The sequence below is a fragment of the Vibrio sp. JPW-9-11-11 genome (genome assembly GCF_013369335.1).
Lineage (GTDB): Bacteria > Pseudomonadota > Gammaproteobacteria > Enterobacterales > Vibrionaceae > Vibrio.
Window position 1 is genome coordinate 157,226 of sequence record NZ_SZQJ01000001.1, and the last position, 21,880, is coordinate 179,105.

Sequence of the window (21,880 nt, forward strand, 5' to 3'; positions counted from 1 at the left end):
TCTGGGTTTAGAACAGCTCTTCTCCGCCATCGGAGGAGGTGTAAATACTATTGGTTATTTCATTTTGAACATACTCGGTCGGTTCGGTCCCTTCCAAGAAGTATTCAAACATCGAGCTTGAATCAAATTTGTTGGTCAATAGACCTGAGTCGCGGTCAATCCGCACACGGACGATGTGTTCCGGAATGGGTTTATCCTGCTCTGGCACGCCATCGAGCGCGATACGCATAAAGTCGACCCAAGCGGGTTGGGCGGTTTTAGCGCCCGCTTCGGCACCGGAAATTTGGTTTTTGTCGAGGTTGCGATTGGTCTTAGTGCGTCCCAGTTTGCGGTTGTGATCGTCAAAGCCGACCCAAGCAACCGCTACCATGCCCGGGCCATAACCGTTATACCAAGCATCTTTTGAATCGTTGGTGGTACCGGTTTTACCGCCGATATCACGACGTTTAAGCTGCTGGGCACGCCAGCCAGTACCGTTCCAGCCGGTCCCTTCGCGCCAGTTACCGCCACCCCAGACGTTGCTATACATCATTTCACGTACCAAGAACGCTGTCTGTTCGGAGATCACTTGAGGCGCGTAATGAGGTTGTTCACTGTCTAATGCAATATCTTGCTCGGCAAACTCGTTGTTTTCAGGTGATGGAGTTTGGCAGTCGTGCTGACAAATTGTGATGGGTGAGGCCTCAAACTCCACGTCGCCAAAAGGTCCTTCCACCTTATCGATGTAGAACGGCTCAACATAGTAACCGCCGTTGGCAAACACAGAGTAGCCTTGGGCCATTTTCATCGGCGTTAAGCTACCGGCCCCTAGTGCTATGGTTTCAGAGCGCGGCACTTGGTCGATGTCAAAACCGAAACGAGTTAAGTACTCACGCGTTTCATCTAAGCCTACTTCGCGTAGCACACGCACGGCCATGACGTTTTTCGACTGTGCCAAACCAATCCGCAAACGGGTCGGGCCGACATAGGTTGGTGGCGAGTTTTTTGGGCGCCATGCGGTACCTTGGCTCTTATCCCACTGGTTGATAGGCGCATCGTTGATTAGGGTGGCTAGGGTGAGGCCTTTATCAATCGCGGCAGAGTAGATAAAAGGTTTAATACTTGAGCCGACTTGGCGCACTGATTGGGTGGCGCGATTAAATTTGTTGTGGATAAAGTTAAAGCCGCCCACTAAAGAAAGGACTGCACCATTTTCTGGGTCCATGGCGACAAAAGCGGTATTAGCGTTAGGGACTTGGCTCAGATGCCAGTTTGGCTCGATTTGCTCATCGTCAGCGTTTTCAACTTGTCGTACCCAAATCTGCTCGCCGGCCGCTAGGACCTGCTTGACGTTGCGCGGCTCCGGGCCTTGGCGGTCATCAGTGAGGAACTTACGCGCCCATTTAATGCCATCCCAGTTTAGCTGCTGCTCACCTTGGTTTTTGACCCATACCGTGGCTTGCTTATCGGTGACTTGAGTCACTACCGCTGGCGTTAATTGGCCATAGGTAGGCACATTGTTGAGGATCTTCTCTATCTCAGAGCGATCAAAAGGCGTTTGTCCCTCTTTCCACAGTACTTTTTCTGCGCCGCGATAACCATGTCGTTCATCGTAGGCTAACAAGTTGTTGATGGCTGAGTGATTCGCGGCGTCCTGAAGCTTAGAGTCGACCGTGGTGTAGATATTCATGCCCGAGGTGTACGCCTCTTCGCCGTAACGTTCCACCATCCAAGCACGGGCGAGTTCGGCGACATAAGGCGCACTCAACTCAATTTCTGCTCCGTGGTAACGGGCAACAATCGCTTCGTTGCGAGCCTGGTCATACTCTTGCTGGGTAATGTACTTTTCGTCCAGCATGCGCAGCAAGACCACATTGCGACGATTGGTCGCGCGCTCCAATGAGTAGATAGGGTTCATGGTCGATGGTGCTTTAGGCATGCCCGCCAAGGTGGCCAGCTCACTCAAGCTAAGGTCTTGAAGATCTTTACCGAAGTAGGTTTGTGCGGCGGCACCAAAGCCGTATGAGCGGTAGCCAAGGAAGATCTTGTTGACGTATAGCTCCATGATCTCTTCTTTGCTCAGCAGTTGCTCGATATGAATGGCAATGAATATCTCTTTAATTTTTCGCATGATCTTCTTCTCATTAGAGAGGAAGAAGTTACGCGCTAACTGTTGAGTGATGGTGCTTGCGCCCTGTTTGGCGGAACCCGACAGGGCAACCACCACGGCGGCACGAGTAATGCCGATAGGGTCAATACCTGGGTGATCGTAGAAGCGACTGTCTTCTGTCGCGATCAGCGCCTCGATGAGGTGTTGCGGAATGTCATCATAAGCCACTGGAATACGGCGTTTTTCACCAAACTGAGAGATCAGCTTACCGTCTCGACTAAACACCTGCATCGGTGTTTGCAGTTGGACATCTTTTAACGTAGCTACATCAGGTAGCTCTGGTTTGACATAAAAATAGAAGCCGAAGATGGTGCCGACTCCAAGAAATATGCAAATCAATGTGAATAAGAACAGTCGCTTTATGAACTTCACCGGATATTCCCTGATTATTGGGGTTAACTATATGCAAACCCTTGTACTTTAGACCGAATTTTCCAGGCCATTGGGTTTTACTGCGTGGTTGCGCAAGTCAAACAATGAGCATAGTACGGAGCCAGCTACATGGGTAATTCATTGGTTACAGGCCTAGATATCGGTCGCCACAGTATCAAAGCGGTGGTGATAAAGCCATCCAAGGATGCGTTTGCGCTCGTAAGTTATCGCACCTTGCCAATTGAAACGGGCATTCTCTCCGATAACCACGGGTTAAATTATCAGAAAATTGTAAAGAAACTCAAAGAACTAAGGAAGTCTTTGCCGCTATTTAGTCGCAAAGTCGCGTTTGCGATAACGGATAACTCAGTAATAACGAAAGTAATACAGATAGATAGCCGTTTTACTGGCTATGAAAGAGAACTGGCGATCGAGCAAACATTCTTGAGCCAATCTGCTTTTGCTATTGAACCCGTATGTTTCGATTTTTTGCCGTGCAGTGAACCAAACGAGAATGGCAAGCGAACCTACCGTGTCTTTGCGACTAAACAAACGCCGCTGATGGAGCTTCTGACCGTGATTGAGCAAGCGGGCTTGAAGCCAGTTGTTGCAGATATCTCTGGTTATGCACTCAATCATTGTTGGCAGCTCGCTCAACACTCTCATAGCGTAGAGTCTGGATTATTGATTGATCTGAACGGGGACACGTGTTCATTGATGTTCGCCAACCAGCAGAGCGTGCTGTATGCCAATACTTGGGCGCAGGACGACACACCACAAGGGTTGGCGCAACTGTATCGCAAGTTACAAACGTTAATCCAGCGATTGACGGTGCAACACAACCTAGAAATCGATGTGATTTGGCTTTGCGGCTCGCTGGCCAATTGTCCCAATCGGGTCTCTGAGTTAAGGCAGTGGCTAGCACCAGAGGTGAAGTTGTTTAATCCTCTTACTTTACTTACTGAGCACTCTACAACCGAAGTGAGTAACGGCTACGCCCTAGCGGCCAGCATAGCGGTGCGCGCTTGTCATTGGCAGGAGCGTTCTCGTGTCAGAGTTTGTTAATTTACTGCCTTGGCGGCAAGAGCTCAGAACTCGTCTACGACGTCGACTTTATTTATTGGCGACGGTGGGCACCTTGCTGCTCATGGTATTGCAATTGCACCTCGAGCGAGTGCTGACTCAACGCTTACAGGTGATTGAACTGGCCAGCCAACAGTTGAACGAAGAGCTAAAGCAAGTCGAGCGGCAGATCAAACAGGCCAAACAGACTCAACAGCGCGATAAAGCCAGAGCGGCGCAGCGCGAACAACAGCAACAATTTATCGCTCAACGAGGACGTACTGCTCAAGTACTTTGGCACCTGACTCAAGCACTCCCCGAAGATATTTATTTGGAAACCTTATCGCTGCGGGGAGAGCACATTAGTGCCATTGGTCATACTACCCAACAGGCGCAACTGACCGACTTGCTCGACCGTTTAGAGCGAACTCAACGACTTAACAATGTCGTGCTGCATTCGATCGTTGAACAGCAGTCTCGGCAACGGTTCTCGTTGTCACTTCAATACGTCAATAGCGGGAAAGGCGATGACCACTAAGCTTCAGTCGTTTGCTCAGAGGCCGCTACGCCAGCAACTGGGGGCGATCCTGGTACTCGCTTTGAGCCTCAATGGGCTGTTGGCTTGGTTGAGGTTGGTCCCTCTATACCAGCAGCTAACCGTTGCCGAGGTGTCACAGCGTCAGTACGTTGACACACTCGAGCAGCGTCAGCGCCGACTGGCTTTGTTAACCACGCCCCCTTTGGCTGATGAAACATGGCCAGAGATAGAAGTTCAACCTTCCGCTTCTCAAGTGGTTGCTGAACTGAGTCATTTGGCACGCCAGCATCGACTTACCGTGCGTCAATTAGAGTGGGTTAGCGCAGATGCAGGCAACCGCATTGAGCTCGATCTAGTAGGACGCTTTCAATCGATAGGTGATTTTTGTTATGGGGTGAGTGAGATGACCAGTTTGATTCGTTTAGAGAATAGCCAATGGCAGCAGTTAGATGTGCAACGGATTAGTTACCGTGCCCAGGTGCTCGGTGACTGGCGTGAGGAAAACTATCATGACTAATGCGGGCTTAATTGTAGGGTGCTTGGCCCTAAGTGGGATAGCACATAGCGCTGAGTTAGAACAATCGCCCCACACCTTTGAACAGCTTCGGGATCCTTTTACTTGGCAAGATTCCGTCAATACAGCGAAAGAGCAGCCGAGTTTACCGCACCAGGTTCAACACGATGAGAATATGGCAATCCCGCAAGTACCTAAAGTTTCACTTTTGGGCGAACTCACCACGGAGCTGATTGCATTGCAATACGCTGATGCCACTGAATTGGCGCAGGTACTGCGAGGCGATCAAGGCTTTGGTTTACTCTCTGAACAAGGGGTTGTCAGCGTGGATAAACGAACCAATGTTATTTTGCTTCGTGACTTGCCTGCCAACATCGCTGCGGTACGAGACATGTTGTCCATGTTGGATGTCCCCGTCAAACAGGTGCAAATCGAAGCGCGTATTGTCACCATCAATCAGGGAAACTTAGAAGCGATTGGGGTACGTTGGGGAATTAGTCACTCCGGGCGCCATGGTCACATTGGGGGCTCGATTGAAGACCTTAACCTCGACGCTGCAACGATTGATCAGCAGTTAAACATCAATCTCGCGGCGCAGGCAATCAATGCATCTTCGATTGCTTTTCAAGTCGCCAAGCTCGGATCCGATACGCTCTTGGATCTGGAGCTGTCTGCATTGCAGCGTGAGTCAAAAGCTGAGGTGATTTCGAGTCCGAGCTTAATGACCACGCATAAGCAAGCGGCGTTCATCGAGCAAGGGACGGAGATTCCTTATCTAGAATCTTCCTCGAGCGGAGAAACCAGTGTCGCGTTTAAAAAAGCGGTGTTGAGTCTGAAAGTCACACCGCAAATTACCCCCAACAACCAAGTTATCCTTGACCTCAACGTGACTCAAGATCGACCTGGTGACGTGGTGAACACGGGGACAGGCGAAGCGGTGGCGATCGACACTCAACGCATAGGCACACAAGTTTTGGTCGACAGTGGGCAAACAATCGTGTTGGGGGGTATTTTCCAGCACAGCGTGATCGACAGTGTCGACAAAGTGCCATTACTCGGCGATATTCCATTGCTTGGTGGTTTATTTCGCCGAACTTACCAAAAAATCGGCAAGCGTGAGCTGGTGGTTTTCGTGACTCCTAAAGTCATCATTGAGTAAGACATGATTAGGGTCTGTTGACCTTTCGAGCTGATTTTTGCCGCGCCTAAGACGATTCTATCTCGAACAAAATTTAACCGCGAAAGGTCAACAGACCCTAGTAAATGAAAATAAATTTGCATTACTGTCACCTTATCTAGATAATTTCGGGTCTTATCACGAATTATCTGTGAGGAATAGGTGCCACAAGCATCTCCATTGCTGGTTTTAGACCGGCTTTTCTTGTGGCGATGTCATTGAATTAACGTTGTAAATTACTGCTAAACATGGCTGAGAAACGCAATATTTTCCTTGTTGGCCCTATGGGTGCCGGCAAAAGCACAATTGGTAGACATTTAGCTCAACAGCTTCATATGGAGTTTGTTGACTCGGATACCGTAATTGAAGAGCGCACTGGCGCAGATATCGCTTGGGTATTTGACGTCGAGGGTGAAGAAGGCTTCCGTATTCGCGAGGAAAAAGTGATTAACGACCTGACCGAAGAGCAAGGCATCGTTCTTGCGACGGGTGGTGGTTCAATCATGAGCAAAGAGAACCGCAATCGCCTTTCTGCACGCGGTATCGTTGTTTACCTAGAAACAACGATTGAAAAACAACTTGCTCGAACCAATCGCGACAAGAAGCGTCCATTGCTACAAACTGATAATCCACGTGAAGTGTTAGAAGCTCTGGCTGAACAACGCAACCCACTTTACGAAGAAATTGCGGATTACACAGTACGTACAGACGATCAAAGTGCAAAAGTGGTAGCCAACCAGATCGTAAAAATGCTAGAAGAACGTTAAGACTTTTAGCAATTGGAGAATACCCATGGAACGGATTACGGTCAGCTTAGATGAGCGTAGCTATCCAATCTCAATTGGCGCCGGATTATTTAATGATCCGGCCCACCTTTCTTTCTTAGCGCAGAAACAAAAAGTGGTGGTGATTTCTAATGTCACTGTTGCGCCACTTTACGCTGACAAAATCCTTTCTCTACTTAACCAACTCGGTTGTGAATCCTCGTTACTGGAACTGCCTGACGGTGAACAATACAAATCACTCGACACCTTCAATACGGTAATGAGTTACTTATTGGAAGGGAACTTTGCTCGCGATGTGGTTGTGATTGCCCTCGGTGGCGGTGTTATTGGCGACTTAGTCGGTTTCTCTGCCGCCTGTTACCAACGTGGTGTCGACTTCATCCAGATTCCGACCACATTGCTCTCTCAAGTCGACTCTTCAGTCGGGGGGAAAACCGCCGTCAACCACCCGCTTGGTAAGAATATGATTGGTGCTTTTTATCAGCCCAAAGCGGTGGTCATTGATACCGATTGTTTGAAAACTCTACCAAAGCGCGAGTTTGCGGCCGGTATCGCAGAAGTGATCAAGTATGGCATTATCTACGATGCCGAGTTCTTTGACTGGTTAGAACAAAACCTTGATAAGCTCTACCAACTCGATGAACAGTCGCTCACCTATGCGATAGCCCGCTGTTGCCAAATTAAAGCAGAAGTCGTGGCGCAAGATGAAAAAGAGTCAGGCATTCGCGCATTGCTGAACCTAGGTCATACATTTGGCCATGCGATTGAAGCTGAGTTGGGTTATGGTAATTGGCTGCACGGTGAGGCGGTTGCTTCTGGCACAGTCATGGCAGCAAAAACGGCTCAGCTTCAAGGGCTTATCACTGAGCAGCAAGTTGAAAGAATTATCTCTATACTGAAAAGAGCGCAGCTTCCGGTTCATACACCACAGCAGATGTCGTTTGCCGATTTTATCAAACATATGATGCGCGATAAAAAAGTGTTGTCTGGTGAGTTGCGATTGGTATTGCCGACAAGTATTGGGTCGGCAGACGTAGTGAAAGGCGTGCCTGAGTCGGTGATCGAACAAGCCATCGATTTCGGACGCGATCTTTAATCTTATTGTCTGCATTATCAAGCTGTGCTCGTGAGTTTGTTGCGAGCCAGTTTGCTATTGCTGTTTTGTCATTAGGGTAACGCAATGAGTTTTGCGCATGGTCCACGCGTGTTGGAGTTAGATTCACAAGTCGAATTGCTCGAACGTTTGCGATTGCTAACCAATTTCGGCTCAAATCTGGTCACTATCGGTGGTGCAAATGGGGCAGGGAAAACCTGGCTTGCTCAGCACTATCTTGAAGCGTGGGCGCAAGATAAGAACCAATCCTTGCTGTTGTGTTATCCCAATCAAAATGATGAGCAACGCCGCTCAACGATCCTCAGTCAGCTCCTTTCTGAGTCGCTGTTTAATCCCGCCGATTCTCTAGCCGAATCTTTCTCTCGTTTGATGGAAGGGGAGAGCTGTGATGTTCTGATTGTCGTCGACGACGCGCATTTGTTGACGGAGTCGTTTATTTCCGAACTATGGATGTTGGTGCTTGAAGCTCAGTTGCAACCGCGTTGGACGGTGAATGTGTTGTTGTTCGCCCAATCAAACAGTCTTGAAGCCTTACTCACGCGCTTGAGCTATGGACAAGAGCACAAGCCAATAGACCTTGAAATTGAATCACTTAGTCAAGATGAAGCGGATCGTTTTTTTGAACATTTGGTGATTCGTTTTGTCGAAGATGACATGGAAAAACGAGTACGCAATGCGTATCGTACCGTGGCTCGTAGTCCGGGCGAAATTATGGCGTTAGGGGATCAGAAAGTGGAAAAAAGGATTATTATCCGCTCAATTGTGGGTTCACCCATCAACATTGCACTGTTAGTGCTGGTTTTGTTGTTGGCGATCGGTGGGGGGTATTGGTGGATGATGTCACAGCCTTCGCCTGACGAAACCGCTGAACAGATTAATCAAACTCTCGAGCAAACCGTGATCCCAACTCTGCCAGAGGTCACGCCAACTGAGGAGCAAGAGGCGAAAATTATCGAGCCCCCTGAAGTGGTCGACCCAACACTGTCAAACGCAGAAGATGACTCGCTGGCTCTGCCCCCTGATGTTACTGAGCAAGTTGAGAGTGTTGGCAATACCGACGATGACCAACAGCGCGTTGTGATTACGTCGGATGTCGTCGACGCGTTGCTAGAGGGCAAAGCTGAACAAGCCGATACCAGTGCGATTGATGACGTGGTCGAACAGTCAATGCAAGCAGACCCTCTCCCTGAGCCGGACGCACAAACGCCAGCCGAAACCTCAGCCGCGGCACAACCTGTGGTGATTCAGTTTTCCTTTACTAAAGACGAGTTGAAGAGTTTTTCGCCGCGTAGCTACACCTTGCAGTTAGCGGCGGTCCAGTCGCTAGAAGAGGTACAGGCATTTATTGATCAATACCAGCTTGCCAACCAAGTGTTTGTTTATCCAACCGTGCGCAATCAAGTGGATTGGTACATCATCACTTACCAAAACTATCCTACTATCCAAGTCGCCCGTGATGCCGTGCAAGGCCTTTCTGCGCAACTACAGCAGTTAGAACCTTGGGCAAAATCTCTCAGTCAGGTTCAGCGGGAGATCGACCGGGTCGAGTAAGCGTGCCAAATCCTAACGGCTGCGGAAAATAGCCTGAGATTCGTCGCAAAATATGTTACATTCCGCAGCCTTAATTTGTGGTTGATAAATAGAGCAATAAATGAAGAAGCAGCGGGCCTTCCTGAAATGGGCAGGTGGAAAATACGGACTTGTCGAAGATATTCAGCGTCACTTGCCAGAGGCTCGTAAGCTGGTGGAACCGTTCGTAGGCGCTGGTTCGGTGTTTCTGAATACCGACTATGAACAGTATTTATTGGCGGACATCAACCCAGATTTAATCAATCTCTACAATCTGCTTAAGCAGAATCCACAACAGTATATCTCAGAAGCGAAGCGTTGGTTTTGTACCGACAACAACCGCAAAGAAGCCTACTTAGATATTCGTGCCCAGTTCAATGCAACCGATGACGTGATGTATCGTTCGCTCGCTTTCCTCTATATGAACCGTTTTGGCTTCAATGGTTTGTGTCGTTACAACAAAAAAGGCGGCTTTAACGTTCCTTTCGGTTCGTACAAGAAACCCTACTTTCCTGAGGCTGAGCTGGAGTTTTTCGCAGAGAAAGCCAAAAGAGCAACTTTTGTTTGTGAAGGGTATCATGAGACGTTTAAACGTGCGCGCAAGGGATGTGTGGTGTACTGCGACCCGCCTTATGCCCCGTTGTCGACCACCGCTAACTTTACTTCCTATGCTGGGAATGGCTTCAGTTTAGATGACCAAGCCGCGCTGGCTGATGTGGCGGAAAAAGCCGCGCAGCAGCGGAGTATTCCGGTATTGATCTCTAACCACGATACCACCTTAACCCGTCGTCTCTATCATGGCGCTGAACTGAATGTGGTCAAAGTGAAACGGACTATCAGTCGTAACGGTGCCGGGCGCAACAAAGTCGATGAACTTCTCGCACTATTTAAGCCCGCAGACGACAAATAATCACATTTCCTCACGCTTGGCTATATTCTTCCCGCTAGCTTAGGTAGAATTGCGCGCAAAATACTCTGTATAGAGTGTCTGTGTTGTGTGCAATGAAGCCAATTATTACTAGAGGTCAGGTATGAAAGATTTCCTTATCGCTCCATCAATTCTGTCTGCGGATATGGCTCGCCTTGGCGAGGATGTGGAGAAAGTTCTCGCAGCGGGAGCGGACGTGGTTCACTTTGATGTGATGGACAACCACTATGTGCCTAACCTGACTTTTGGTGCACCCATTTGTCAGGCTCTGCGTGATTATGGTATTACCGCACCAATTGATGTTCACCTGATGGTCAAACCGGTCGATCGCATTATCCCGGATTTCGCCAAAGCGGGGGCGTCTATGATCACCTTCCACATTGAAGCTTCAGAACACGTTGACCGTACCTTGCAACTGATCAAAGAGCACGGCTGTAAAGCGGGTGTTGTGCTTAACCCAGCCACGCCTCTGTCACATCTTGAGTTCATCATGGATAAAGTAGACATGATTCTACTGATGTCGGTTAACCCAGGTTTCGGTGGGCAGTCTTTCATTCCAAAGACTCTTGATAAGCTACGCGCTGTACGCAAGATGATTGATGAATCGGGTCGCGATATTCGTCTAGAAATCGATGGTGGCGTTAAAGTGGATAACATCAAAGAGATCGCTGAAGCGGGCGCGGATATGTTTGTCGCGGGTTCGGCTATCTTCAATCAACCGGATTACAAACAAGTGATTGACCAAATGCGTGAGCAGTTGGCACAGGTAAAATAGTATCAATGAGTAATATAAAACTAATCGCTTTTGATTTGGACGGCACGCTGCTTGATAGTGTGCCTGATCTCGCCATTGCTGCGGATCAAGCCGCTCAAGCGCTAGGGTACCCAGCAGTTTCAGAGCAGCAGGTGCGGGATTACGTTGGCAATGGCGCCGACGTGTTGATTGGCCGCTCGCTGAGCCGCAGCTTAACCGTCGACCCAAGCTTGTCCCCTGAATTACTGACCAAAGCGCGTCAGCTGTTCGACGATTACTATGAGCAAAGTGGCCACAAGCTGAGTCACCTTTATCCAGCGGTGAAAGAGACTTTGGCCGAACTCCACCAGGCGGGTTTTACGCTTGCCTTAGTGACCAATAAACCGTCGAAGTTCGTGCCGGATGTGCTTGCTAAACACGGCATTGACCAATACTTTTCTGATGTGATTGGTGGCGATACTTTCGCTGAGAAAAAACCCAACCCGATGGCACTCAACTGGTTGCTTGAAAAGCACGATTGTCAGCCAAGTGAAATGCTGATGGTCGGGGACTCGAGCAACGACATTAAAGCGGCGAAAAATGCCGGTTGTCGTTCGTTTGGTCTGACTTACGGCTACAACCACGGTGAGCCGATCGCTGATTCACAGCCAGACTTTGTCGCCGATAGCATTGCTGAACTGGTCGATGCCGTCGCGGTTTGCGCCTAACGGCGACAAAAGATCTTCCAAAATACTCGTTAATGAGTACACTGAGGAAACCGCGCGCACCGAGCAGCGCGGTTTTTTACTATTAATCTTAAGAAGTCAAAGGAATCATTCTAATGAGCAAACCCATTGTATTGAGTGGTGTTCAACCGTCAGGTGAACTAAGTATCGGTAACTACTTGGGTGCTCTACGTCAATGGCAGCAGATGCAAGACGATTATGATTGCCAGTACTGTGTGGTTGACCTGCACGCGATTACGGTTCGCCAAGATCCTAAAGCGCTGCATGAAGCCACACTTGATGCCTTGGCAATTTGTCTCGCAGTTGGTGTTGATCCGCAAAAGAGCACGCTTTTTGTTCAGTCACACGTACCAGAGCATGCTCAACTTGGTTGGCTTCTTAACTGCTATACCCAGATGGGTGAACTGAGCCGTATGACTCAGTTTAAAGACAAGTCAGCACGCTACTCGAAAGACGCGTCGAGCCAATTCGGTGATGTGAACGTAGGTTTGTTTGACTACCCAGTGCTAATGGCAGCCGATATCCTACTCTACGGTGCGCACCAAGTGCCAGTAGGCAGTGACCAGAAGCAGCACTTAGAGCTCGCGCGTGATGTAGCTAACCGCTTTAACAACATCTACTCGCCAGAGCAGCCAATCTTTCAAGTACCAGAGCCGTACATTCCAACGGTCAATGCGCGTGTCATGAGCTTGCAAGATGCGACTAAGAAGATGTCTAAGTCTGACGATAACCGTAAGAACGTGATTACTCTGCTGGAAGAGCCTAAGTCGATCATCAAGAAGATCAACAAAGCGCAAACCGATACTGAGACACCACCACGTATTGCCCACGACTGGGATAGTAAAGCGGGTATCTCGAACCTAATGGGACTCTATTCAGCGGCGACGGGTAAGAGCTTTGAAGAGATTGAAGCTCAGTACCAAGGCGTAGAAATGTATGGTCCATTTAAGAAAGACGTCGGTGAAGCCGTGGTTGCCATGCTAGAGCCTATCCAAGCGGAATACCATCGCATTCGTGAAGACCGTGCATACATGGATCAAGTGATGAAGCAGGGCGCAGAAAAAGCCTCGGCTCGTGCAGCGGAAACACTCAAGAAAGCTTACCAAGCGGTTGGGTTTGTCGCTCGCCCATAAGTCACTCTCTGTTGAAGAGAATAAAAGCGGACTCTTTGGAGTCCGCTTTTTCGTTTTGCGATATTATTGGGCGCCTGCAAATCCCATTTGACGCCAAGCTTCAAAAGCAATAATCGCTACCGCATTCGACAAGTTAAGGCTGCGCGCGTCTGGCATCATTGGAATGCGAATACGCTGCTCCATGGGCATGCTTTCAATCAACTCGGCGGGTAAACCGCGGGTTTCCGGACCAAATAGCAGTACGTCGCCTTTTTGGAATGCCGCATCGACATGGTGACCAGTGGTTTTAGTGGTGCAGGCGAAAATGCGATACGTTTCTCGCTCTGCGGCTAAGTAATCCAGAAAGGCTTGATAGCTTTTATGTCGAGTAACTCGTGCTAAATCGTGATAATCAAGGCCCGCGCGACGGACCTTTTTCTCTTCTAAGTCGAACCCTAGTGGTTCAATGAGATGCAAGTTAGCCCCACAGTTGGCACACAAACGGATAATATTCCCGGTGTTGGGTGCGATTTCAGGCTCATACAGCGCAATATCAAACATAATGTGCTTCTTTTGGTTAGGAGTTGAGGCCGCTAAGTATAAGGTATAAGGCGGTAAACCAACACCGCCAAGTGTTCTCTAGCGCTTTAACTATCGCTATGGGCATTGATACCAAACAGCATAAATACCTGTTCATTCTTGCTGGTTAAAATCACTGACAGCGTCGTTATAGATTTTGTAGGTAGGTCAACGAGCTAGCTGCAATCTATGCCTTGCTCTGAGCGATTTTTCCTGGGCAATTATCTGCTCACCTATTTATCCCGTTTGGTATGAGCGGCAACTTGATTTCGACTCGCAGACCGCCAAGTGGGCTCCGACTCGCGCTGATGTGGCCACAATGTTGGCGAATGGCATTTTCGGTGATGGTTAACCCTAGTCCCGTCCCGCCGCTGTGCCTGTCACGCGCGGTTGAAACGCGGTAGAAAGGCCTAAAGATAGCATCAAGTTCGTGTTCTGCTACGCCTTCCCCATTATCGTCGACATGGATCACGACCTGTTGGTCTGATTCAATAAACTCGACTTGGACTCGATCCTGACTGTAGCAAATTGCGTTGCGTACAACATTGTCGAGTGCACTCATCAGCAGTTTGGGGTTGCCCGAAATAGCGCGCTCGGGAATCGGTGTGTAGGTCAGGGTTTTATTGACTTGCTCGGCTTCGAACTGAGCGTCGGATAAAATCGCTTCCCACAAACTGCTCATCGGTTGCTGCTCTCGAGTTTGGTGGCTATCCACTTGCATGCGAGATAGCTCGAGCAGCTCAGCGATCATCTGCTCTAAACGCTGCGCTTCGGTGTCGATTCGAGTTAACTCAGGGCTCTCTCCTTGTTTACGTGTGGCCAGGGCGTTGGCCATTCTGAGTCTGGTCAGTGGCGAGCGCAGTTCATGAGAGATATCAGACAGCAGTCGCTGCTGGCCTCCAATCATTTGATTTACTGCCTCGACCATCTGGTTGAAGCTCGCACCGGCTTGACGAAATTCGCTGGTGCCTTTTTCCAGTTCGGGATCGGCCACAAATTCGCCCTTTGCGACTCGTTGAGCGGCTCGCTCGAGTTTGCGTGCGGGCTGACTGAGTGCCCAAGCCAGCCAAAGCAGTAGCGGAGTGCTGACCAACATGACAGCAAACAGCAACTGAAATGGTTTATCAAACATCCTGAGCAAAAACGGTGGAGGTTGATTCCATTTGACGCCAACGTAGAACAACAGTTCTTGCTCGGCCAACTTAATCGGTAGCGGACCGGCCAACATATACTGTCCATAGAGTTTCTGTTTCGGTGGGCCGAGTAAGTCGACGCTGGTTATAAAGTTTTGTAGCGCACGGTAGCGGAAATCTTTGCGCTCGTTGATGGTGATAATGTTGCCTTCTAGATCGGTCATCATAAAGCTTGGTCGATCATCGCGGTTATGGCGGTCATCTCGACCTGAGCGCCTTGGACCTTCTAGCTGAACGAGTATTCGCGCTAGATTACTTTCATTGGCATAGCGGGATTCAATGCTGCTTTTTACCTCCTCTAGACGCTGAAAGTGGTCACTGGGAATATCTCGCGCTTTGCGTGGATCTAGATGGGGCAGTAATAAAACGGCGAACAACACCAACAACATGGTGAGCCAAAAGATGGCAAAAATACGCCCGTAGAGACTGGTGATTTTAGGCAAACGCATCAAATTTCCTCGACCAGTAGGTAGCCGCGACCACGTAGCGTTTTAATTCGGGGCTTTCCGTCGGCTCGCTCAGGTAGCTTTTTACGTAAATTAGACACATGCATATCAATCGCACGGTCGAAAGCGGCAAGTCTCTTACCGAGCACGTCGAGACTGAGCACCTCTTTCGTTAAGGTTTGACCTGGATTTTGGACAAAGTGGCTCAGTAGTGCAAACTCCGTGGTGGTCAGTTCGATGAGTTCACCTTGGCAATACGCTTCCTGTTTACCCGGATAGATGTGAATATCCTGATAGACAATACCGTCACTGTGCTTATTGGTTTTAGAGGTTTGCGTTCGTCTTAGTATGGCTCGGATTCTTGCCAGCAGCTCACGGTCGCTGAAAGGTTTGGGAAGGTAGTCATCGGCTCCAAGCTCAAGCCCTATCACGCGGTCAATTTCTTCCCCTTTCGCGGTCAGCATCAGTACCGGGGTTTGCCAGGTCTCACGCAACCGTTTGAGGGTTTCCATGCCGTTGAGTTTGGGCATCATCACATCGAGTAGAATCAGGTCGATGCTGTCACTGAGCATCGCTAAGCCTTGTTCACCATCATTAGCTTCAGATACCTCAAATCCCTCAAATGAAAGGACCTCGTTAAGCAGCGCGGTTAGCTCGGTATCGTCATCAATCAATAATATATGGGCCATAGTAGACTCTCTCGCTAATTCGATCATCAACAGTTTACTGTGAAAAGAGTGCTTGATTTAGCCTTAATAGCTCTCTTTACGATTCTTTACGCTCATTAAACGTTGCTTTACATAACAAGTCGTATTCTACACTCAAGCGCTGTGAAGACAGCTCATTCAACAGACAAATTTGAAGGGTTCGATTATGAAATTAGCAAAAAAAGTAGTATTAGCCGCCGCTGTTCTTCCTCTGGCACTAGGTACCGCTAGTGCATACGCATTTGGTGGTAAAGACCATAAGCGTGGTGGCCCAGGCGAATGTGGTGGCGGTTTCGAGCGTGGCATGATGCGCCAACTCGACCTGACCGATGCGCAGCAACAACAATTGAAACAGATGCGCAGCGAAGGTAAACAAGCAATGCAAGCTGAGTTTAAGCAAAGCTTTCAAACTCGACAAGCACAAAGAGAAGCGCATCAAGCGCAGATACAGCAACTGATGTTAGCCGATAACTTTGACCAAGCCGCGGCGAATGAACTCGCGAAAGAGATGGTAGAGCAACAGACTGAACACAAAGTGAAAATGCTTGAAAAGCAACATCAAATGATGAGTGTTCTGACACCTGAACAGAAAGCGAAGTTTACTGAACTGCAGCAAGAGCGAATGGGTAAATGCGCAGAGAAAATGCAACAACGCTTCAATAACAACGACGCGTAATTAATTGTTTTGATTTGCAAAGTGGCGACCTTAGGGTCGCCATTTTTATTAATCGGCTGACGGGTTATACTTAGGCCACGTTTGTCTATTTTTCAAAGTTCTATGAAACAAGAATATGCGCGCTTAGTCACTTTGGCTGCGTGGACCGCGACAATTGTCGCCACGCTACTGCTGGTTGTGAAAGTGGGAGCGTGGTGGACAACGGGGTCGGTGAGCTTATTGGCCTCCTTGATTGATTCGATGCTCGATATTGCCGCCTCCTTGGTCAATTTGGTGGTGGTCCGTTACGCCCTGCAGCCAGCAGACCGAGAGCATACCTTCGGCCATGGTAAGGCTGAGTCCCTCGCCGCGTTGGCTCAAGCGATGTTTATCTCTGGCTCGGCGGTGTTTTTGATCCTCAACGGTATTGAACGCTTGTTTAAACCCCATGAACTTCAATCCCCAGAGTATGGGGTGTATGTCAGCTTGTTTGCCCTTGTGGTGACTTTAGGCTTAGTGACATTTCAAAAGCACGTGGTGAAGAAAACCGGCAGCCAGGCGATTGCAGCAGATTCGCTGCACTATCAGTCTGATTTATTTATGAACGGGGCGATCATGTTGGCACTAGGCTTGAGTTGGTTTGGTATCACTCAAGCCGATGCCGTTTTTGCTGTCGGTATCGGTATTTTTATTCTGCTCAGTGCATTCAAAATGGTCAAAGAGGCGACACAAACCTTGCTTGACCGAAAACTGCCCGATAGTGAGTTGCGAGATATTCGTGAAACGTGTCTTCAAGTCGAAGGTGTGTTAGGCGTGCATCAGCTACGAACTCGCATGTCTGGACCCACTCGTTTTATTCAGTTGCATTTAGAGCTCGAAGATAAAATTCCGTTGCTTGAGGCGCATCGAATATCTGACGACGTTGAGGATAAACTGCTTGAACTGTTCCCGGGTTCAGATGTACTCATTCATCAAGACCCTTACTCCGTGGTGCTGGGAGCAGAAAAAAAACAGAAGGCGCAAGATTGGTAATCATGAGTCGCGACAAAGCGTGACTTATTGACTATCTTTTCAGCGTTAGTACTTTTAACTCGGTTCCTGATATGTATCAATTAAGTAAACGGGCAAAGCTGTAATACTCTTACATAAGTAGAAAAGTTACATATTTTGGTGCAAATAAATCTAGTATTCCTTAGTGGGAAAGGTAACATATTGCACAATTAAAGGAATTTTGTTGGTGGCTTGTGTGTAAGCGGCTAACGTAAAAATTGAAATAAGATTCCCAAATATCGAGGGTGAGCATGATTAAGAAGATCGGTGTCTTGACAAGTGGCGGTGACGCACCAGGTATGAACGCAGCTGTACGCGGTGTAGTGCGCACAGCACTGTCTGAAGGTTTAGAGGTGTTCGGTGTATTCGACGGCTATTTAGGCTTATACGAAGACCGTATTCAACAACTGGATCGTTCAAGCGTTTCTGATGTGATCAACAAAGGTGGTACTTTCCTAGGTTCGGCACGTTTCCCTGAATTTAAAGAAGTGGAAGTGCGTCAAAAAGCGATCGAAAACCTCCAGAAACATGGCATTGAAGCGCTTGTGGTTATCGGTGGTGACGGCTCTTACATGGGGGCAAAGAAGCTTACCGAAATGGGTTACCCGTGTATCGGTTTGCCAGGCACGATTGATAACGACATTGCGGGTACCGATTACACGATTGGTTACTTAACCGCTCTAAACACGGTTATTGATGCTATCGACCGTCTACGTGATACTTCATCTTCTCATCAGCGTATCTCTATTGTTGAAATTATGGGCCGCCACTGTGGCGATCTTACTCTTATGTCTGCAATCGCAGGTGGTTGTGAGTACATCATCACTCCAGAAACCGGTCTGGATAAAGAGAAGCTGATTGGCAATATCCAAGATGGTATTGCGAAAGGTAAGAAGCACGCGATCATTGCGCTTACTGAGTTAATGATGGATGCTAACGAGCTGGCGAAAGAAATTGAAGCGGCGACAGGTCGTGAGACTCGCGCGACGGTTCTTGGTCACATTCAGCGTGGTGGTCGTCCTACGGCGTTTGACCGCGTATTAGCGTCACGCATGGGCAACTATGCAGTACATTTGCTGATGGAAGGTCATGGCGGTCGTTGTGTCGGTATCCAGAAAGAGCAATTGGTTCATCACGATATCATTGATGCGATTGAGAACATGAAACGTCCGGTACGTGAAGACCTATACAAGGTTGCAGAAGAGCTGTTCTAAACGCTTTCATTTTAGAGTCATTAAAAAAGCCAGTTGGGAGACCAACTGGCTTTTTGTTTTTAGCATGGATTAATTGACGATCATTGTTGAGAGTATATAACCCACTGTGGTGGCGGTGACGACGCCAATAAAGCCCGGTAGTATGAAACTATGGTTCAGTACGTACTTACCAATCTGAGTGGTACCTGAGCGGTCAAATGTAATCGCGGCCAGGTCACTCGGATAAAAAGGAAAGAAGAAGTAGGCGTAGCAAGCGGGTAATACCCCGATGAGTACCGGAGCCGGAATCCCCATCGCGAAGCCTAGTGGCAACATGATGGTTAACACGGCCGCTTGGCTCTTCAAGAAGACCGACACCACAAACATGGCAATAGCAAATGTCCATGGATGGGCGGCGACGATATCGCTAACTAAGCTAATCAGGTAGGGCTTGTGGAAGCTGATGATGGTGTCGCTCATCCAGGCAATACCAAAGATGATCACAACGGCGGTCATGCCAGCAATAAAGACATTACTATGAACGATCTTCTTCGGCTCGACTTTGGTGGTGAGCAAAATTAGCGCCCCCACTGACAGCATCAGGAACTGAATCGCCACCGACATCTTAACGCCACTAGGAAGTAGACCTAAGTCTTTGCCAAACATTGCAACAAAAATCACCGTTGCGATACCCGCTAGGAAGATAGCTAGGCCTTTTTTAGCAACGCCTTCGTGGCTTGGATCCTTGTCTTCTTCGCTTGCTGCATCTATCAACTGAGCTTTGAACTCTGGATCTTGGCAACGCTCGATAAACGCGGGATCTTGGTCTAGCTCTTTACCGCGTTTTAGGCTCCATAAACAACCCACCAAAACGCCAATTAGTGTCGCCGGGATCGTGACTAATAACACGTTAACCAAGCTGATATCTAAACTGTTATCTGCGGCGGTGGCCATAACTACAGCTGCCGCTGCTGCAATTGGACTGGCAGTAATACCCATTTGAGACGCCACGGTCGACATCGCCATCGGTCTTTCAGGACGGATACCTTTCTTGTAAGCGACGTCATAAATAACGGGCAAGAGCGGATAAACCGAGTGTCCGGTGCCGACTAGAACAGTGAGCGAGTAGGTACAAAGAGGGCCTAAGAAAACGATTTGACTTGGATGTTTACGTAGCAGGCGTTCAGCAAATCTGACCAGCAATTTAAGACCACCGGTTGCCTCTAGCGTGGCGGATGCAGCAACAACCGCGAGAATGATCAGCATGACGCTAATTGGTGGTGTTCCTGGTGCGATACCAAAAACAAAAGCGAGAATCGAAACCCCTAAACCGCCGAGTAAACCAAAAGCAATACCACCGTGACGAATACCGATAAAGATAATTGCCAGCAGCAGTAGCATGTGTACATAGAACATAATCAGTCCTGCCTATTGTTAGAGTTTGCCGTTATGCTACTCCAAAGTAGGCAGGTCGAAATGTGAAGTAATATGCTTATCTAAGGTGTAAAAAAGATTATCCGCTCTTTCTTTGTCGAGAATCAAAAATTAACAGCAAGGTATTGATACGTCGTACCTTTTAATCGACTCTCGATACATGGCGCGAGATTTTACGACTCTGGAATTTCTGGTGTACACCACGGCGTAGCGCTTTGATGTGGTTTTCTGCACGATCAACACCAAGTAGCACTGATAGTGCCAGCAAAGTGATGATGACAGATTGCTGCAGATAACCGAGCCCGATCATCATACCCAATGCCGCCAGCACCCAAATAATCGCTGCCGAAGTCACACCATGGATCTTGCCTTCCAGCGTCATCATCACCCCTGCGCCCAAGAAGCCAACCCCGGTAATGATCTGACCGAGCACCCGCGCCTGATCTAAAGTGTTGGGTGACAGTGAAACCGCCATCGACATAAAGAAATAAGTGCCAGAAATGATCAAGATAGAGGTACGGATTCCGACCGGTTTACCTCGAGTTTGCCTCTCTACACCGAGTAAAATACCATTGACGGCGCAGCACAGAAGCGCTGGCCAGCTAAAGGGACCCAAATCGAGCAGTTGGGCGAAATGTGCTTGCATAGTGACCTCCAAAAGCGCGGAGTATGCACACAAAGCGTGTTGTGTGCGAACAAATCATTTTTGCCTTAATGGTCACGATTGGTAATCAAAGCCGGATTGAGTTTGGCTTGTGCAACCCCTGGTACTGTCAGTTACTCCAAGTGCAGATCGAGTGGGGTTTTGCTCGCCCGCCCGCCGATTTCCCGGGTCAGTTTGGGCACTAAGTACCCCGAGGTTTGCTCAAGTACGCCCGTCATAATCGCTCTCGCTTGCTGATCAGAAATGAAAAAGTGGGCGGCGCCTTGCACTTTATCAAGCACATGCATGTAGTAGGGCATGACTCCCGCTTCAAATAGTGCCAAGCTCAGTGTCAGTTGCGCTTCAACACTGTCATTAACGCCTTTGAGCATCACGCCCTGATTGAGGAGTGTCACACCGTGGCGTTTCAGTTGTGCTAACCCGTCTCGCAATGTCTGATTGATCTCATTGGCGTGGTTGATATGAGTCACCATAATGACTTGTAAGCGGGTGTTTGCCAGTATGGAGCAGAGTGATGGCGTGACACGTGCTGGGATCACCACGGGTAAGCGCGAGTGAATACGCAGTCGCTTGACGTGTTCAATGGTCTCTATTTGGTTGACGAGCCATTCAAGTTCTTGGTCTTTGGCCATGAGCGGGTCACCGCCAGAGAGGATGATTTCATCAATTTCACTGTGCTGGCGAATATAGTCTAGCCCTTGTTGCCAAACCGCTTTCGAGCCTTTGTTGTCCTGATAAGGAAAGTGACGGCGAAAGCAGTAACGGCAGTTAATCGCGCAGCCACCTTTAACTATCATCAGCGCGCGATTGCGGTATTTATGCAGCAATCCAGGTATCGCGTTGTTTTGTTCTTCGAGCGGATCGTTTGAGTAGCCAGCGTGTACCTCAAACTCTTCATTGAGCGGTAACACTTGCCGCAAAAGTGGATCAAAAGGATTGCCCTTTTCCATACGCTCCACAAAACTTTGTGGTACGCGCTGAGCAAACAGTTTGCGTGCTTGGAATCCATCTCGCCATGGAGCAGGATCAATATCGAGCTGTTTCAGCAAGGCTTCGGGATCAGAGATCGCATTCGCTAGCTGTTGCAGCCAGTTTTGCTCAACAGAATCAACTTTTCGGGTTATGATATGCGGCATTCAATATAGCTCTAATATTTTAAG

At 48.6% G+C, this 21,880-nt stretch carries 20 protein-coding genes and 1 pseudogene; 14 read left to right on the top strand and 7 right to left on the bottom strand.

Features of this window, described 5'->3' with window-relative positions; all coding sequences use genetic code 11:
- Positions 1-7: 7 nt before the first annotated feature.
- A complete protein-coding gene (locus FCU94_RS00740; protein ID WP_176286673.1) occupies positions 8-2,521 on the bottom strand; it encodes a penicillin-binding protein 1A in 2,514 nt (837 codons plus the stop codon).
- Positions 2,522-2,650: 129 nt separating this feature from the next.
- Here FCU94_RS00740 and pilM point away from each other — a divergent pair, with 129 nt between their 5' ends.
- From pilM to trpS, 11 genes and pseudogenes are all read left to right on the top strand, one after another.
- Positions 2,651-3,586, top strand: coding sequence for a type IV pilus biogenesis protein PilM (gene pilM, locus FCU94_RS00745; RefSeq protein ID WP_176286674.1), 936 nt, complete (start codon positions 2,651-2,653; stop codon positions 3,584-3,586).
- Entirely contained in the window at positions 3,570-4,121 is a 552-nt protein-coding gene (locus FCU94_RS00750) for a PilN domain-containing protein (protein WP_176286675.1), read from the top strand. The genes pilM and FCU94_RS00750 overlap by 17 nt, the downstream gene beginning before the upstream one ends.
- Complete coding sequence (locus FCU94_RS00755) at positions 4,111-4,638, top strand: hypothetical protein (protein WP_176286676.1); 528 nt, start codon at positions 4,111-4,113, stop codon at positions 4,636-4,638. The genes FCU94_RS00750 and FCU94_RS00755 overlap by 11 nt, the downstream gene beginning before the upstream one ends.
- 166 nt (positions 4,639-4,804) lie before the next feature.
- Positions 4,805-5,794 (top strand): annotated as a pseudogene (locus FCU94_RS00760) (type IV pilus secretin PilQ); the annotation flags it as partial.
- Between the two features lie 266 nt (positions 5,795-6,060).
- Positions 6,061-6,579 carry a shikimate kinase AroK gene (aroK, locus tag FCU94_RS00765; RefSeq protein WP_176286678.1) on the top strand — a complete coding sequence of 173 codons (519 nt, stop codon included), beginning with the start codon at positions 6,061-6,063 and terminating at the stop codon, positions 6,577-6,579.
- Positions 6,580-6,604: 25 nt separating this feature from the next.
- The gene (gene aroB / locus FCU94_RS00770; protein WP_176286679.1) at positions 6,605-7,693 is read left to right on the top strand and encodes a 3-dehydroquinate synthase; all 1,089 of its coding nucleotides are present in this window, start codon (positions 6,605-6,607) and stop codon (positions 7,691-7,693) included.
- 84 nt (positions 7,694-7,777) lie between these two features.
- Positions 7,778-9,262 (top strand): SPOR domain-containing protein, encoded by a 1,485-nt coding sequence (locus tag FCU94_RS00775; protein ID WP_176286680.1) that lies wholly within the window; start codon positions 7,778-7,780, stop codon positions 9,260-9,262.
- A 100-nt stretch (positions 9,263-9,362) separates the two neighbouring features.
- A complete protein-coding gene (locus FCU94_RS00780) occupies positions 9,363-10,190 on the top strand; it encodes a Dam family site-specific DNA-(adenine-N6)-methyltransferase (RefSeq protein WP_176286681.1) in 828 nt (275 codons plus the stop codon).
- Between the two features lie 121 nt (positions 10,191-10,311).
- A complete protein-coding gene (gene rpe, locus FCU94_RS00785; protein ID WP_176286682.1) occupies positions 10,312-10,983 on the top strand; it encodes a ribulose-phosphate 3-epimerase in 672 nt (223 codons plus the stop codon).
- Between the two features lie 5 nt (positions 10,984-10,988).
- Complete coding sequence (locus tag FCU94_RS00790; RefSeq protein ID WP_176286683.1) at positions 10,989-11,669, top strand: phosphoglycolate phosphatase; 681 nt, start codon at positions 10,989-10,991, stop codon at positions 11,667-11,669.
- A 113-nt stretch (positions 11,670-11,782) separates the two neighbouring features.
- A complete protein-coding gene (gene trpS, locus FCU94_RS00795) occupies positions 11,783-12,820 on the top strand; it encodes a tryptophan--tRNA ligase (protein WP_176286684.1) in 1,038 nt (345 codons plus the stop codon).
- 63 nt (positions 12,821-12,883) lie between these two features.
- Here trpS and trmL read toward each other — a convergent pair whose 3' ends face one another.
- From trmL to FCU94_RS00810, 3 genes are all read right to left on the bottom strand, one after another.
- Positions 12,884-13,360, bottom strand: coding sequence for a tRNA (uridine(34)/cytosine(34)/5-carboxymethylaminomethyluridine(34)-2'-O)-methyltransferase TrmL (gene trmL, locus FCU94_RS00800; protein WP_176286685.1), 477 nt, complete (start codon positions 13,358-13,360; stop codon positions 12,884-12,886).
- A 247-nt stretch (positions 13,361-13,607) separates the two neighbouring features.
- Positions 13,608-15,020 carry an envelope stress sensor histidine kinase CpxA gene (gene cpxA, locus FCU94_RS00805; RefSeq protein WP_176286686.1) on the bottom strand — a complete coding sequence of 471 codons (1,413 nt, stop codon included), beginning with the start codon at positions 15,018-15,020 and terminating at the stop codon, positions 13,608-13,610.
- Positions 15,020-15,706: a response regulator gene (locus tag FCU94_RS00810; RefSeq protein ID WP_176286687.1), complete on the bottom strand. Its 687-nt coding sequence runs from the start codon at positions 15,704-15,706 to the stop codon at positions 15,020-15,022. The genes cpxA and FCU94_RS00810 overlap by 1 nt, the downstream gene beginning before the upstream one ends.
- Before the next feature lie 184 nt (positions 15,707-15,890).
- Between FCU94_RS00810 and FCU94_RS00815 the strand changes: the two genes are divergently transcribed.
- From FCU94_RS00815 to pfkA, 3 genes are all read left to right on the top strand, one after another.
- On the top strand, positions 15,891-16,400 hold the full coding sequence (locus tag FCU94_RS00815; RefSeq protein ID WP_176286688.1) for a CpxP family protein: 510 nt from the start codon (positions 15,891-15,893) through the stop codon (positions 16,398-16,400).
- Positions 16,401-16,502: 102 nt separating this feature from the next.
- Positions 16,503-17,411, top strand: a complete 909-nt coding sequence (gene fieF / locus FCU94_RS00820) for a CDF family cation-efflux transporter FieF (RefSeq protein ID WP_176286689.1) — start codon at positions 16,503-16,505, stop codon at positions 17,409-17,411.
- Between the two features lie 269 nt (positions 17,412-17,680).
- Positions 17,681-18,643 carry a 6-phosphofructokinase gene (gene pfkA, locus FCU94_RS00825; protein ID WP_176286690.1) on the top strand — a complete coding sequence of 321 codons (963 nt, stop codon included), beginning with the start codon at positions 17,681-17,683 and terminating at the stop codon, positions 18,641-18,643.
- A 69-nt stretch (positions 18,644-18,712) separates the two neighbouring features.
- Here pfkA and FCU94_RS00830 read toward each other — a convergent pair whose 3' ends face one another.
- The 3 genes from FCU94_RS00830 to epmB form a co-directional block, all read right to left on the bottom strand.
- Entirely contained in the window at positions 18,713-20,038 is a 1,326-nt protein-coding gene (locus FCU94_RS00830) for an anaerobic C4-dicarboxylate transporter (protein ID WP_176286691.1), read from the bottom strand.
- Positions 20,039-20,198: 160 nt separating this feature from the next.
- Positions 20,199-20,702 carry an MgtC/SapB family protein gene (locus tag FCU94_RS00835; RefSeq protein WP_176286692.1) on the bottom strand — a complete coding sequence of 168 codons (504 nt, stop codon included), beginning with the start codon at positions 20,700-20,702 and terminating at the stop codon, positions 20,199-20,201.
- Positions 20,703-20,833: 131 nt separating this feature from the next.
- Positions 20,834-21,856: an EF-P beta-lysylation protein EpmB gene (gene epmB, locus FCU94_RS00840; RefSeq protein ID WP_176286693.1), complete on the bottom strand. Its 1,023-nt coding sequence runs from the start codon at positions 21,854-21,856 to the stop codon at positions 20,834-20,836.
- Positions 21,857-21,880: the final 24 nt, after the last annotated feature.